Raw genomic sequence first — 14,919 nt, 5'->3', positions numbered from 1 at the left:
CTCACCCCGCCTTTTCGTCGGCGAAGAGGTTGACGTCCTCAGGGTCGGCGCTGATACCGACCCGCTCGCCGGCGACCGGACCCCGGCCGGCCGGGACCTCCAGGCGCAGCAGCGGCCCGTCACCGCCGTCGACCCGCACACCGGCGCGGACCAGAGTGCCCACGTAAGTGGCCATCTCGACCGTGCCCGTACAGAACCCGTCATCACTGGCACAGGCCCGCAGCCGGCCCGGCTGCACCGCAACCTTCACCGCGGTACCGGAGGGCAGCTGGTGGCGACGCGCCTTCAGCAAAGTGCCGCCGGCATCCAGGCGGACCAGGGTGTGCTCGTCGGTGTGCTGCTCGATGCGTCCGGGCAGGAAGTTGGCCGCGCCGAGGAAGTCGGCGACGAAGGGGGTCCTCGGCCGTTCGAACAGCTCCCGGGGGGTGTCGAACTGCTCGATCAGACCGTTGCGCATCACCGCGATACGGTCCGACATCACCAGTGCCTCTTCCTGATCATGCGTCACATAGATGACCGTCAGACCCAGTTCCTGCTGGATGGACTTGATCTCCACCTGGAGCTGATCGCGCAGCTTCTTGTCCAGAGCACCCAGCGGCTCGTCCATGAGAATCACCGGCGGGCGATAGACCAGCGCCCGGCACAACGCCACACGCTGCTGCTGACCACCCGACAGCTCACGCGGCTTGCGCCCACCGAACCCGGACAGGCCCGCGATCTCCAGCGTCTCCCCAACCCGCCGGCGGATCTCGGCCTTCGACACACCACGCAGCGTCAGCGGGAACGCGACGTTCTCCTGCACGGTCATGTGCGGGAAGAGCAGGTACTGCTGGAAGACGAAGCCCAAACCCCGCTTCTGCGGAGCCAGCCGCGTCACATCACGGTCCCCGACGGTGATGGTGCCGGAGTCGGGCTCACAGAACCCAGCGATCATCATCAGCGTCGTGGTCTTGCCCGACCCCGAAGAGCCCAGGAAGGTGACGAACTCCCCCGCCGCGATCTCCATGGACGCCTCGTCGACGGCGACGACGTCGCCGTAGGTCTTGCGCAGGGCCACCACCGACAGCGATTTGCCGGTCGCGGTGGCCGGCTTGTTGCCGGCCACCTTCACCGACGGTACGGCGATACCGAACTCAGCCACGAGCCCACTCCAACCAGCGCTTGGTGACGGCCGATTCGTTCTTCAGCCACCAGTCGATGTCCGCGTCGAAACCCTTGTCGTAGTACTGCGGCGCACCCGCGAGCGCGTTGCGCTCCTCCTCGGTGAGCTTGGCGTAAGCCACCGGCGAGGACGGGTTCGACGGGAACGCCTTGGCCAGAGCGGCCTGGCTCTCCGCCCGCAGCGAGAAGTCCATGAGCTTGTAGGCGTTGTCCACGTTGGCCGCGTCCTTGGCGATGGCGTAGCCCTGGAACTGGCGGCGCATCCCGTTGAGCTGCCTGGTGACCGGGACACCCTGCTTCTCCAGATCGGCGATCCGGCCGTCCCACACGGTGGACATCGTCACTTCCTGGCGGCTGAGCAGCACACCGGGGAGCGGGCCGCTGTCCCAGAACTTCTTGATGTCACCCCGCAGCCGCGTCAGCACCTTGAAAGCACGGTCCACATCCAGCGGGTACAGCTTGTCCATGGGAACACCGTCGGCCAGCAGCGCGAACTCCAACTCCGGCAGGTCACCGTCCGGGTTGCACATCGAACGGCCACCCTGGAACGCCTTGGTGTCCCAGAAGTCCGCCCACGACTCGGGCTTCTTACCCCCGAAAGCATCCGTGCGGTACGCCATACAGGCGCCGTAGAAGCTGTTCCCGATGGCATGGTCGGTGACCTGGCCCTCGGGGATCTTCGCGCTCTTGACGCTCTTGATCCGGTCGAGGTCCAGCGCCTCCAGCGCCTCCTGCTTGACGTACTTGTTGTGCGACATCATCGAGTTGTTGATCAGGTCGCACTGCGGCCGGCCCTGCTTGATCTGCGCCAGCAGCGGGGCGTCGTCCAGGTTCAGCACCTTCACCTGGATACCGGTCTCCTGCGTGAACGGCGTGTAGATCGCCTTCTGCAGAGCCGCGCCATACGAACCGCCGCTGTCACGGACGACCACCGTCTTGCCGCCGCCCTTGCCCCCGCCGGACGACACACGGCTGGTGCCGGTACCGCAGGCGGAGAGGGTGGTCGCGGCGGCGACACCCGCCGTGACCCCTCCTATTCCTCGCAGGAACAGTCTGCGGTCTATTCGGGCGTCTTTCATTTGGTGCCTCCTGGAGGTACTGGCCGTGAGAAAGGGCGGCTGGGGACGTGGGAAGGGGGGCGGCTGAAATGGGGGGTCTAGGGGCGGGGATCCGCCTCATCGGATCCGGCACCGAGGCCGGGGGCCCGGAGGGTGTCGGCCCGCTCTGCCGTGTCGGGGTCCCATGGGAGCGCGAGGGCGGCGAGTTCCTTGCCAGGGGCGACGGTGAGGCCGTGCATGCCGTAGAAGATCCGTCCGTCGGCCGGAGCGTGGACGGTGTGCTCCGTGCCGTCAACCGGGTCGATGATGCGGCCGAGGAGGTCGCCTTCGGCGACTTCACCGATGATGTCGGCGTCGAAGGAGAACTCCGGGTACCACAGGCCGGTGGCCTCGGCGGTGACGCCGGCGGACCAGACCCACTCGCGGATCGGTGCCGGAGCGGAACCGTCCTGGTCGAGGACGCCCAGGTGGCGAAGTGCTGTCAGCAGGCCGTCGACGCGGCGGAGGGCGGTGGCCTCATCCCGCTGGCCGAGCTGGCCCACCTCGACGAGGACCGCCGAGATGCCCCGGCGGGCGGCGGCCGCGTGGCTGTTGCCTCCCTCGGGCGTCAGCCCGAGGATGACGTCCTCGATGCCGAAGGAGCCTGCCAGTTCGGCCGTCGCCTTGTCCAGGTCCGGGTCACCGGTGATGCGGTAGCCGACGAAGTCCCGCAGGACCTGGTCGATGCCGCCGCAGTGCAGGTCGATGTAGACGTCGGCGCCGTCGAGGAGGTGGGTGAAGAGCCAGGCGGCCAGCCGCTCGGTGGGGCCGCCGGCCGCGTCGCCGGGGAAGACGCGGTTGAGGTTGACGCCGTCGACCGGGGAGATGTTGAGCCGACCCTGGTACACGGCGGGTGGGTTGGCGACCGGACAGATGATCACCTGTCCGTGCACCGCGTCGGGTTCCAGGCCGTCCGCGAGTCGCACGGCGGCGTCGATGGGCGGGAACTCGCCGCCGTGCACACCCGCGGTGAGGACGACCCGGGGGCCGGGGCGGGTCCCGTTGACGAGGGTCAGCGGAATGTCCGCGGTGAGAGTGCCCAGGTCGGCACGGACGGTGCCGCGGGCCTTGGTTCCCGGCTCGGCCACCAGGGTGCCGACGGAGAGCGTGGTGTCGTTCATGGTCATGCCTCCGTACGGCCGACGGTGGACAGGAAGTCGATGGGCTGGGGCGAGGCGCCGTCCAGCGCGAGGTCCGCGGCGATGTCGCCGAAGGCGGGCGAGAGTTTGAAACCGTGACCGGAGAAGCCGGCGAGGAGGATGACGTTCTCGGCGCCGGGCAGGGGGCCGACCAAGGGGCGGCTGCTCTCCGTGTAGCCCTCCATGTAGACGGAGAGGCGGGTGGGGTCCGGGTGCAGGTCGGGCAGGTATCGCCCGATCAGCTCGGAGAAGATGTCCAGCTCGTCCGGGCGCACGGTGCGATCCAGCTGGTTGGGGTCGTCGGCGAGCCGATGCAGCGCACGGGACAGTCCGAGCTTGACCGAGATGCCGTCCGGGGAGGGCAGGCCGTAGCAGTGGGTGGGGGCGGTGCGGATGAACGCCGGGCGCTCCTCGCCGAACCAGGCGTCGGGGGCGGTGGGCACGTACCAGGCACTGACGAGCCGGCGGACCTCCACCTCCCAGGGCAGGTCGGGCAGGAGGTCGTTGACCCAGGGACCGGGGGTGACGACGACGGTGTCGAAGCGCTCGCTGCCGGAGTCGGTGCGGACTTCCACGCCGCCGGCGACGGGGACGATCTCGCGGACCGTGCTGTAGCGGTGGATCACGGCGCCCAGCTGCTCGGCGCGGCGCGCGGCGGTCTGGATCGTCAGCTCCGGGCGGATGAACCCGGCGCGGCGGTCGAGTACGGCCGCGTCGCCGTCCTCGATGCGGTACTGCGGGAAGCGCTTGGCGAGCGTGTCGGCGTCCAGTACCTCGTGGTCGAGGTCGTGGTCGGCGATGGACTCGAGGACGGTGGCCATCTGCTGGTGGTCGGTCGGCCCCATGAGCAGGCATCCGGTCAGGCGGCGCAGCTCGCGGCCGGTCTCCTGCTGGAGCTGCTCCCAGAGGGCGTCGGCGTGCTTGAGGAGCGGGACGTACCGGGAATCCTCGAAGTGCGCGCTGCGGAAGATGCGGGTCTCACCGCCGGCCGCGCTGCGGTCGTGGCCGGGAGCGTATCGGTCGTATCCGACGACCTCGGCGCCGCGGGCCGCCAGCCGCCAGGCGGCCTGGCTGCCCATCGTTCCGACGCCGACCACCGCGACGCGCTTCCTGGCAGCTGACACAGGACTTTCCTTTCGTATCGCCGAGGCGCATGCTGGCCCTTCGACGTGAGGATTGTTCGATTCGAGATGGTTTGGCGGGAGCCAGGTCCCCATGTGGACCTGCGGCTCGCAACCGCCGCGTCTCGCAGTCCGGCCCACTTCCGAGGGAATCCCCCCGAAGGCCGTGCCACTATGTGGAATGCTGTGCTAGAATCTGGCACAGAGAATGACAGCGGCCTCAGTGAGGAGTCAAGAGGGTGTCCATCAGAAATTTCGAGGATTAACGGGGGGAAACCGGATGGAAATGAAGAGCGTCACCAGGTCGCTTCGGATCCTGGAGGCGGTCGCCCAGCATCAGCCCGTAACCGTAGGGGAGTTGACGAAGCTCTTCGGGCTACCCAAGTCCACGGTGCAGCGCACCTTGGTCACACTGGCGGAGGCCGGCTGGCTGCGCGCCAACCGCAAGGACACCACCCGCTGGGAGATCGGCGCCCGAGTCCTGGCCGTACGGCCCGCCGCACTGCAGGGCTCCAGCCTGTTCGCCGCCGCCCGTGAACCCATGGTTCGCCTTCGGGACGCGGTGAACGAGACCATCCACCTGTCGGTGCCGGACGCCCTCCAGTGCATGGTCGTGGTGGACCGCGTCGACTGCGACCACCCGGTACGCACCTTCCACACGATCGGCGACACCTCACCTCTGCACGCCACAGCCGTCGGGCGCGCCGTACTCGCACGCCTTCCGAGGCGGGACGTGGAAGACCTCGTCACGGCCGGGCTGGAGCGGTTCAGCGACACGACGCCCGGTGACCCCGACGAGTTGCGTGCCGAGCTGGACCGGATCCGCACCGACGGCTACGCGGTCAACCGCAACCAGTTCCGTCCGGGCGTCTGCGCCGTCGCCGCCGCCGTGCTCGACGAGGACGGCACCCCGCTGGCGGCCGTGGCCATCTCCATGCCCGAGGCGCGCTACGACGAGGAACAGGCACCCAAGTGGGGCCGCCTCGTCGCGGACACCGCCGCGGAGATCTCACAGCGCCGCCTGGGCGCCTGAACGGCGGACGACGACCGCACCGCAAGCCCCGTCGACCCGAGGGCCGGCCTCGCACACTGGCATGTGCGAGGCCGGCCCTCGGTCACGCGTCACGGCAGCCACCGCTCTACGCCCGGCCAGGGGAAGGCCGGACGCAGAGCGGCCGCACCACGCGGCTCGGCAGGCCTGGTCAGGGCCCTGCCGCTGCCCATCGCCGCGGGGAATGGGGACCCCGGCACACCGCAAGGCCGGTCCACCGATCCACCGAACCCTAGCCACGTGCCATATCGTGGCACGCTATGCTGGAATACGGCACAGATCATGACCGTGACTCCGTGCTGGAGTCGAGAAGTGAGAATCAGGGATCCACGGGTCTGAGGGGGCATCGAATGGAAATGAAGAGCGTCACCAGGTCACTGCGGGTACTGGAGGCGGTCGCCCGGCACCAACCCGTGACCGTCGGGGAGCTGACGAAGATCTTCGGGCTGCCGAAGTCCACCGTGCAGCGCACACTGGTCACCCTCAACGAGGCGGGCTGGCTGCGGGCGAACCGCAAGGACACCACCCGCTGGGAGATCGGCGCCCGAGTCCTGGCCGTACGACCGACCGCACTGCAGGGCTCCAGCCTGTTCGCCGCCGCCCGCGAACCCATGATCCGGCTCCGCGACGCCGTGAACGAGACCATCCACCTGTCGGTGCCCGACGCACTGCAAGGCATGGTCGTCGTCGACCGCGTCGACTGCGACCACGCCGTACGCACCTTCCACGCCATCGGCGACACTTCGCCCCTGCACGCCACCGCCGCCGGAAACGCCGTCCTCGCCCATCTGAGGAAGTCCGAGATAGACGAGGTCACCGCGGGGACACTGGAGGGTTACGGCGAAGAGACCATCACCGACCCGAAGCAACTGCGGGCGGAGCTCCACCGCGTGAGAGAGCGCGGCTACGCCGTCAACCACAACCAGTACCTGCAGGGTGTCTGCGCGATCGCGGCACCCGTGCTCGACGGCGAGGGAACTCCGCTGGCCGCCGTGGCAGTCTCCCTGCCCGACTCCCGCTTCGAGCCCGGACGGCTGCCCGAGCTGGGCCGGCTGGTCGCCGAGACGGCGGCGGAGATCACCGCCCGGCACCTGGCCTGACGACGCTACCGGCGTCACTTCACGATCACGTAGATCTTGCGCACGGTTTCAACGGTCTTCCAGACACCGACGAAGCCCGGCTTCATGACAAAGCTGTCGCCCGCCTTGTAGACCACCGGCTCGCCGCCTTCCGGCGTGAGTTCCACGACGCCGGCGAGGATGTGGCAGAACTCGAAGGCCTCGCCCTTGATCGAGCGCGTCTCGCCGGGCGTCGCTTCCCAGACGCCTGTATGGATCATCTCCCCGCGGGCGATGTCCTGGGGCCAGGTCATGAACGCGGGGTCTCCGGACACCAGACGCTCCGGGAGCGGGCCGGACTTGTGCGGCGCGAAGGAGGGATTGGTGTCGATGGTCTTCAGGAACGACATGTTCTTTCTTTCCTAGGAGTCGAGAGATTGATGGCCGCACACCCGTGCCCGGCGGCGTGGAAGACCGGGCACGGGTGAGGCCCGTCGCGGTGCGTGCTGCGGCGCGGTCAGGGCATGACCGCCGTCAGCTCACGGGCACCGCGAGGTACTGGTACTCCAGGAACTCGTCGATCCCGACCCGGCCGCCCTCGCGGCCCAGCCCGGACTGCTTGACGCCGCCGAACGGCGCGGCCGGGTTGGACACCAGGCCCGTGTTCAGCCCGACCATGCCCACCTCCAGCCGCTCGCTCACCCGCAGGGCGCGGTCGAGGCCCTCGGTGAAGACGTAGCCGACCAGGCCCCAGGGGGTGTCGTTGGCCCGGCGTATCACCTCGTCCTCGTCGTCGAAGGTGAGGATCGCGGCGACGGGGCCGAAGATCTCCGTGTCCATCAGGCGGCTGCCGGGATCGACGTCGGCCAGCACGGTCGGTGGGTAGAAGCAGCCGGGGCCTTCGGGGGTACGGCCGCCCACGAGCACCTGCGCCCCGCGCTCCACCGCGTCGCTGACGAGTTCCTCCACCTTGGCACGTCCCCGCCTGTCGATCAGCGGGCCGACGTCGACGCCGTCCCGGGTGCCCGGACCGACGACCAGCGCGCCCATCCGCTCGGCCAGCCGCCGCCCGAACTCCTCCGCCACCGAGCGATGCACGAAGAAACGGTTGGCGGCCGTGCAGGCCTCGCCCATGTTGCGCATCTTGGCGACCATCGCGCCGTCCACGGCCTTGTCCAGGTCGGCGTCCTCGAAGACCACGAACGGCGCGTTGCCGCCCAGCTCCATCGACGTCCGGACCACCGCATCCGCGCTCTGGGCGAGGAGCAGCTGTCCGACGGCCGTGGAACCGGTGAAGGAGAGCTTGCGAATCCGCCCGCCGCGCAGGAGCGGTTCGCACACCTCCCCCGCACGGGAGGTGGTGACGACGTTCAGCACGCCGTCCGGCAGCCCGGCCTCCTTGAGGATCGCGGCGAGGGCAAGGCTGGACAGAGGGGTCTGCGGGGCCGGCTTGAGCACCATCGTGCAACCGGCGGCGACCGCCGGGCCGATCTTGCGGGTGCCCATGGCCAGCGGGAAGTTCCACGGGGTGATCAGCAGGCAGGGGCCGACCGGGCGGCGGGAGAGCAGCATGCGGTTGCGGCCGTCCGGCAGGGTGGCGAGGCCGCCGTCGATACGCACGGCCTCCTCGGAGAACCAGCGGAAGAACTCCGCCGCGTACGCCACCTCTCCTCTGGCCTCGGCCAGCGGCTTGCCCATCTCGGACGTCATCAGGTGGGCGAGCTCGTCGGTGCGCTCGATGATGATCTCGTAGGCGCGGCGCAGGATCTCGCTGCGCACCCGGGGCGCCGTACGCGCCCAGTCCTCCTGCGCCCGCACGGCCGCTTCCTCGGCGAGCTTCGCGTCCTTGGCACCGGCGTCGGCGACGTGGCAGAGGATCTCGCCGGTGGCGGGGTCGTCGACGGGCATGGTGGCGCCGTCCGAGGCGTCCACCCAGGCACCACCGATGAACAACTGCGTGGGCGTGTCGGTCATGAGTTCTCTCCTGGTTGTCCGGGTCGGTCGGCGGCGGGGTCGAGCAGTTCCGCGAGGTGCAGGGCGCGGATGCCCCGGTCTCCGGCGAGGTGGTCGATCTGGGTGGCGCAGCTGAAGCCGTCGGCCACGACGACGGCCGGTGTGCCCGGGCCGATGTCGTCGAGGCGTGGCTTGAGGGCGAGGTCGGCAACGGCCATCGAGGTGTCGTAGTGCTGCTCCTCGAAGCCGAAGTTGCCGGCGAGTCCGCAGCAGCCCTCGGCCTCGTCGACCTTCGCCACGCCGAGGCGGCCGAGCAGGTCGCGGGGGTGGCGGCCCTTGAAGGTGGCGTACTCGTGGCAGTGGGTCTGCAGCACGACGTTGTCCGGTAGCTCCGGGGGCGTCCAGCCGGGCTCGGCGAAGTCGGTGAGGGCTCCGGTGAGGGTGTGGACGCGGGCCGCGACACGCCGGGCGGCGTCGGTGCCGAGGAGTTCGGGCACGTCACGCTTGAGTGCCGCGGCGCAACTGGGTTCGGCCACGACGATGGGCCGTTCGTCGCCGTTGTCCAGGCGGGCGACGGTACGGGCCATGACGCGGCGTGCGAGGGACAGCTGTCCGGTGCTCACCCAGGTCAGGCCGCAGCACAGGTCGTCCTCGGCCGTGCAGGGGATGCCCGCGTCGGCGAGTACGCGGCTCGTGGCCTCGGCCACCTCGGGGCGGAAGGCGCGGGTGAAGCTGTCCACGAACAGCAGCGTCTTCGCCGGTTCGCCGGTCCTCGACGCCCGCAGGGAGCGGCGCACCGCGCGGCGGGAGGCGAAGGCCGGGATCCGGCGCTTGGTGGTCACCCCGCCGAGGCGCGCGAGCAGCTTCCCGACGGGTCCGCGCAGCAGCGCGTTCAGCGGGCGGGCCGCGTACCCGACGAGCTTGGACGTCAGGGGCAGCCAGCCGAGGGAGTAGTGGGAGCGGGGTCTGACTCTGCCCCTGTAGTGCTGGTGCAGGAACTCCGCCTTGTACGTGGCCATGTCGACGCCGACCGGACAGTCGCTGGAGCAGGCCTTGCAGGACAGGCACAGGTCGAGGGCGTCACGCACCTCCGTGGAGCGCCAGCCGTCCTGGACGGTGCCGCCCCGCACCATCTCCTGGAGCAGGCGGGCCCGGCCGCGGGTGGAGGCGTTCTCCTCCCTGGTGGCCCGGTAGCTCGGGCACATCACGCCGCCCGCGTCGCTGCGGCAGCGGCCGACGCCGACACAGCGGCGTACCGCGCCCGCGAAACCGTCCTCGTCGTGTGGGAAGGAGAAGAGGGTCTCGACGGGCAGCACGTCGGAGGGGGTGTGCAGCGCCAGATCGGCGTCGAGGGGGGCCGGGGCCACGATGACGCCCGGGTTGAGCAGGCCTTCGGGGTCGAAGATCTCCTTGAAGGCGGCGAAGGTCCGGATCATCCGGTGGCTGTACATGACCTCCAGCAGTTCGCCCCGGGCCCGTCCGTCGCCGTGTTCGCCCGACAGGGTTCCGCCGTGCGCGACGACCAGGGCCGCGGCCTCCGACAGGAACCGGCGGGTGGCGGCCCGCCCTGTGTCCGTGGCGAGGTCGAAGTCGATGCGTACGTGGACGCAGCCCGCGCCGAAGTGCCCGTACAGCACGCCGGTCAGGCTGTGCGCGGCCAGCAGCTTGCGGAAGTCGCGCAGGTAGGCGGCCAGCTCCTCGGGGGCGACGGCCGCGTCCTCCCAGCCGGGCCATGACTCCCCGCCGTCGACGAGTCGGGCGGCAAGCCCCGCTCCGTCCTCGCGGACCCGCCACAGCGAGCGCTGTTCGGCCGGGCTGTGCACGACCCGCCCGCCGGTCATCCGGCCCTGTGCCTTGAGCACGTCCAGCAGTTCGCCGGCGCGGGCGTCGACGGCCGCCTGGTCGTCGCCGTCGAGTTCGACGTACAGCCAGGCACGGCCGTCAGGGAGACCGGTGACGGAGTCGGGGCCGCGCCGGGCCCTCATGGTGGCGACGATCGCCTCGTCCATGCCCTCCACGGCAGTGGGATTCCAGCGCAGGATCTCCGGGACATCCTCGGCGGCGTCGACCACGTCGTCGTATCCGAGGGTGAGGAGGGTGGAAGCCTGTGCGGTCGCCACCAGGCGGACCGTCGCGGCGGTGACGACCGCACAGGAGCCCTCGGTGCCCACCAGCGCACGGGCCATGTCGAAGCCGTGCTCGGGCAGCAGGTGATGCAGCTGGTAGCCGGAGACCTGGCGCGGAATACGGCCCAGTTCGGTGCGGAGCAACGCAAGGTTGGCGTCGATCAGGCGGCGCAGATCCGCTTCCAGACCTGCGACACTCTGGACGGCGTCCCTGTCCTCCGGGTCGGCGGCCCGCAGTCCGGTCCGGTCGGCGACGGCCCGCACGCCGCCGGCCGTCACGATCTCCAGCGCCTCTATGTGCCCGCTGGTGCGCCCGTGCCGCACGGACCGGTTACCGCACGCGTCGTTGCCGATCATGCCGCCGATGGTGCAGCGGCTGTGCGAGGAGGGGTCGGGGCCGAAGGTGAGCCCGTGCAGGGCGGTCGCGGACCGCAGCACGTCCAGGATCACCCCGGCCTCGACGCGCGCGGTACGCGCCTCGGGGTCGATGTCCAGGATCCGGTTCAGGTACCGGGAGAAGTCCAGTACGACGCCGGGTCCGACGGCGTTGCCCGCCATACTGGTGCCGCCGCCGCGTGCGGTGACGGGGATGCCGGTCTCACGGCAGGCCCGCAGCACCACGACGACGTCGTCGGCGCAGCGGGGAAACACCACGGCCCTCGGCGGGACCCGGTAGTTGGAGGCGTCGTAGGCGTAGGGACCGGTGGAGCCAGGGCCGGTCTCCACCCGCAGGCCGGGAGCGGTCTCGGCAAGCCGCGCGACCAGCGGCTTCAGGGCCGTGGCGGTGTCCGTCATCGCTCGGCCGCTCCCGATGTGCCGGCCTCGACCGCGGTCGTCCACGCCTGGAGGCCCTCGTCCACCGCGGTCTCGTCGATGACGAGTGCCGGGATCATGCGGACGACCTGGTTCCAGGCGCCGCACAGCAACAGGAGCAGGCCCTGGTCGACGGCGGCGCGCTGGACTCGGGCGGCGGTTTCGGGGTCGGGGCTGCCGTCCTCGTTGACGAACTCGGTGGCGAGCATCAAACCGAGGCCGCGCACGTCTCCGATGCCCGGCGTCCGGTCGGCGACGGCCTCAAGGCCCTGCCGCAGCCGCTTGCCCATGGCCTCCGCGTTCTCGACGAGCTTCTCGTCGCGTACGACGTCGAGGGTGGCGCACGCCGCGGCGCAGGCGACGGCGTTGGCGCCGTACGTGCCGCCCTGCGAGCCGGGCCACGCCTTGGTCATCAGCTCCTCGGAGGCGGCGATGCCCGACAGCGGGAAGCCGCTGGCCAGGCCCTTGGCGGTGACGAGGATGTCGGGCGTGACGCCGAAGTGGTCGTGGCCCCAGAAGCGGCCGGTGCGGCCGACGCCGGTCTGCACCTCGTCGTGGATGAGGAGGAAGCCGTGGCGGTCCGCGCGCTCGCGCAGGCCTTCCATGAAGGCGTGGTTGGCGGGGACGTAGCCACCCTCGCCGAGGACCGGTTCGACGATGATCGCGGCCGTGTCGGCGGGCGAGGAGATCGTCTGGAGCGTGTAGTCGAGCTCCTTCAGGGCGAAGCGGGTGGCGGTCTCCTCGTCCCAGCCGTACCGGTACGCGGACGGGAAGGGGGTGACGACGACGCCGCTCATCAGCGGGGAGAATCCGGAGCGGAAACGAGTACCGGAGGTCGTCATGGAGGCGGCTGCGACGGTGCGGCCGTGGAAGCCGCCGTGGCAGACGATGACGTTGGGGCGGCCGGTGGCCTGGCGGGCCAGCCGCAGCGCGGCCTCCACCGCCTCGCTGCCGGAGTTGGTGAAGAACAGGCTGTCCAGGCCGGCCGGCAGCACCTCGCCGAGCTTGTCGACGAGGCGGCGCAGCGGCTCGTGCATGACCGTCGTGTACTGGCCGTGGATCAGCGTGCCCACCTGCTCCTGGGCTGCCGCGACGACCTTGGGGTGACAGTGCCCGGTGCTGGTGACGCCGATGCCGGCGGTGAAGTCGAGGTAGCGGCGGCCGTCCTGGTCGAAGAGGTGGACGCCCTCGCCCCGGGCCGCCACCACGGGCGTGGCCTGGCGAAGGTGCGGCGACAGTGCGGTCATGTTCGTCTCCCGGCCTCGGTTTTCGGTCTGCTGCGTTTCTGCGTCGGTTCTACTGGGGTTCTGCTGCGGTCTGACGAGCATCTCGGCGGACCGGGGCCGCGCCAACGCGCGATCTGTCCGGCCGGGACGCGGTATCCGGACGTTGTGTCAGGCGGGCCGGGCCCTCACCCCCCGCCCCTGCGCCCCGTAGCTGCCGTCTCCGGGCTCTTGCGCAGGTCAGCGACGCTTGTCAGAGTGACCGGGCACGTCCCCAAGCTCCGTGGCTGCACCAGAGCCGGGACCCCCATGGAGGCACCGTGAACGAGAACCACCCCACGGCTCCAGGGCCGGGCGCCGACGGCCCCGAGGCCTGCGTGCCGGGCCGCGAGATGAACACCGTCGGCCGCCCGCTCACCGTGGCCGACGTGCTGGCCCTTCCCGTCCTGGCCGCCGGACAGCCACAGGTGGTCACCGGCTTGTCCCGGCTCGACAGGCCCGTCCGCTGGGTCCACATCACCGAGCTGACCGACCCCGCCTCCTTCCTGAAGGGCGGCGAACTCGTCCTTACCACCGGCATGCCTCTGCCCGAGGAGCCGGCCGGCGTACGTCGTTACGTCGACGAACTCGCCGACATCGGCGCGGCGGCCCTGGTCATCGAACTGGTCCGCCGCTACCACCGCCCGCCCGACGCCCTGGTCCACGCCTGCCAGGCCCGCGGCCTGCCCCTCGTCACCCTGGCCAAGGACGTCAACTTCCTGGAGGTCACCCAGGTCGTCCACGCGTTCATCCTCGGCAACCAGGCCGAGGTGATGCGGCGGACCCAGCGCGTCCACGAGGCGTTCACCGCCCTCACCCTGCGCGGTGCCGGGCCCGAGGACGTCGTACGCGCCGCCGCCGAGATGAGCGGCCGCACCGTTGTACTGGAGAACCTGGTCCATCAGGCCCTCGTCTGTGAGCCTTCCGGTGACACGGCCGAGGCGGCGCTCACCTCGTGGGAACAGCGCTCCCGAGCAACACCACCCGCCGACCACACCACCGTCTCCGGCCCCGAGGGCTGGCTCGTGACGCCTGTGGAGTACCAGGGCGAACGCTGGGGCAGGGTGGCCATGCTCCCGCCTCCGCCCAGCCCGGCTCCTCACTCGCCCTCCGGCCCGTTCGGCCCGGAAGCCGTCACCGTCCTGGAGAGAACCGCGATGGCTCTCACCATCGCCCGTCTCACCCATCCCACGCCGTGGGAACGCGCCGCTCACCGCAGCGTGCTGCGCGACCTCGTCGAACAACGCCACCGCTCTCCCGACGACGCCGAGACCCGGATCGCCGCGCTGGGCCTGCCCACGGCGGACTCCCGCTTCATCGCGGTACTCGCCGACGTCCCAGGCGAGGACGACGCGGTCAAGGCGGAGGAGCTCCTCTCCGAGGAGCTGAAGAAGAAGGGAACACAGGCCCTCGTCGGCCTCCTCGGACCGACCCGCGTCGGCATGCTCCTGTCCCTGCGTCTCGAGCAACCATGGCGACCCGTCGTCGAACACCTGAGCCGCACCACACTCGACCTGGTTCCCGGGACAACGGTGAGCACGGGCAGCGAGGCGACAGACCTCCCCGCCGTCGCCCGCTCCTTCCGTGAGGCGACCCGCGTCGCCGAAGCCACCGAGCCCGGTCAGCCTCTCCCTCCGGAACGCTCCTACCACGAACGATCCGACATCGGCCTGCGCCGCCTCCTCTTCGCCCTCCGCGAAGACGCCCGGATCCAGGACTACGCCGAACGCCGGCTCGGCCGGCTCGCCGACCACGATGCCCGCCACGGCACGGACCTGCTGACCACCCTGCGCCACTACCTGGACGCGGCAGGCAACAAGACGGTGGCCGCCCGCACCGGTGGTCTGTCCCGCGAGACCGTCTACCAACGTCTGCGCGCCATCGAGCGGATCCTCGACTGTGACCTCGAGTCCGGCGAACAGCGCACCGAACTGCACGTGGCACTCACGGCCCTCGACGTCCTGCGGGTCCGCTGACGGGCGTGCCGGCCGCTGGACTCGTACGGGCTGGGGTGAACGAGCCACGATCCTGATCGGTCGGCCTGCCGGGGAACGCCGCGTACGCGCCCCCGCTCACCCGTAGCTGCTGCTAGGAGACCGCTGAAGATCTTGCTCTGGCCGCCCAACTCACCCTGGATT

The 14,919-nt window shown here is 70.5% G+C and carries 11 protein-coding genes; 3 read left to right on the top strand and 8 right to left on the bottom strand.

Annotated features, from left to right (window positions below; all coding sequences use genetic code 11):
- Position 1: 1 nt before the first annotated feature.
- The 4 genes from P8T65_RS43315 to solA all read right to left on the bottom strand — a co-directional run bounded on the left by P8T65_RS43315 (position 2) and on the right by solA (position 4,521).
- On the bottom strand, positions 2–1,141 hold the full coding sequence (locus P8T65_RS43315; protein WP_316730917.1) for an ABC transporter ATP-binding protein: 1,140 nt from the start codon (positions 1,139–1,141) through the stop codon (positions 2–4).
- Positions 1,134–2,240, bottom strand: coding sequence for an ABC transporter substrate-binding protein (locus tag P8T65_RS43310; protein ID WP_316730916.1), 1,107 nt, complete (start codon positions 2,238–2,240; stop codon positions 1,134–1,136). The genes P8T65_RS43315 and P8T65_RS43310 overlap by 8 nt, the downstream gene beginning before the upstream one ends.
- Before the next feature lie 77 nt (positions 2,241–2,317).
- Entirely contained in the window at positions 2,318–3,379 is a 1,062-nt protein-coding gene (locus P8T65_RS43305) for a succinylglutamate desuccinylase/aspartoacylase family protein (protein WP_316730915.1), read from the bottom strand.
- Between the two features lie 2 nt (positions 3,380–3,381).
- Positions 3,382–4,521: an N-methyl-L-tryptophan oxidase gene (gene solA / locus P8T65_RS43300; protein ID WP_316730914.1), complete on the bottom strand. Its 1,140-nt coding sequence runs from the start codon at positions 4,519–4,521 to the stop codon at positions 3,382–3,384.
- Between the two features lie 283 nt (positions 4,522–4,804).
- On the opposite strand from solA, the gene P8T65_RS43295 reads away from it, so the two are divergent.
- Both P8T65_RS43295 and P8T65_RS43290 read left to right on the top strand, forming a co-directional pair.
- Positions 4,805–5,551, top strand: a complete 747-nt coding sequence (locus P8T65_RS43295) for an IclR family transcriptional regulator (protein WP_316731911.1) — start codon at positions 4,805–4,807, stop codon at positions 5,549–5,551.
- Between the two features lie 374 nt (positions 5,552–5,925).
- Positions 5,926–6,669, top strand: a complete 744-nt coding sequence (locus tag P8T65_RS43290) for an IclR family transcriptional regulator (protein WP_316731909.1) — start codon at positions 5,926–5,928, stop codon at positions 6,667–6,669.
- Positions 6,670–6,683: 14 nt separating this feature from the next.
- Here the strand turns inward: P8T65_RS43290 and P8T65_RS43285 are convergent, their stop codons facing one another.
- The 4 genes from P8T65_RS43285 to P8T65_RS43270 form a co-directional block, all read right to left on the bottom strand.
- On the bottom strand, positions 6,684–7,037 hold the full coding sequence (locus P8T65_RS43285) for a cupin domain-containing protein (RefSeq protein ID WP_316730913.1): 354 nt from the start codon (positions 7,035–7,037) through the stop codon (positions 6,684–6,686).
- Positions 7,038–7,161: 124 nt separating this feature from the next.
- Positions 7,162–8,601 (bottom strand): NAD-dependent succinate-semialdehyde dehydrogenase, encoded by a 1,440-nt coding sequence (locus P8T65_RS43280; RefSeq protein WP_316730912.1) that lies wholly within the window; start codon positions 8,599–8,601, stop codon positions 7,162–7,164.
- Complete coding sequence (locus tag P8T65_RS43275; protein WP_316730911.1) at positions 8,598–11,501, bottom strand: FAD-binding and (Fe-S)-binding domain-containing protein; 2,904 nt, start codon at positions 11,499–11,501, stop codon at positions 8,598–8,600. The genes P8T65_RS43280 and P8T65_RS43275 overlap by 4 nt, the downstream gene beginning before the upstream one ends.
- Complete coding sequence (locus tag P8T65_RS43270) at positions 11,498–12,766, bottom strand: aminotransferase class III-fold pyridoxal phosphate-dependent enzyme (protein WP_316730910.1); 1,269 nt, start codon at positions 12,764–12,766, stop codon at positions 11,498–11,500. Before P8T65_RS43270 ends, P8T65_RS43275 begins: the two co-directional genes overlap by 4 nt.
- Positions 12,767–13,062: 296 nt before the next feature.
- On the opposite strand from P8T65_RS43270, the gene P8T65_RS43265 reads away from it, so the two are divergent.
- Entirely contained in the window at positions 13,063–14,757 is a 1,695-nt protein-coding gene (locus P8T65_RS43265; protein ID WP_399102559.1) for a PucR family transcriptional regulator, read from the top strand.
- Positions 14,758–14,919 lie beyond the last annotated feature (162 nt).

Origin of the sequence: Streptomyces sp. 11x1 (genome assembly GCF_032598905.1) — a bacterium.
Lineage (GTDB): Bacteria > Actinomycetota > Actinomycetes > Streptomycetales > Streptomycetaceae > Streptomyces.
This window is presented reverse-complemented; position numbering and strand designations above follow the sequence as displayed.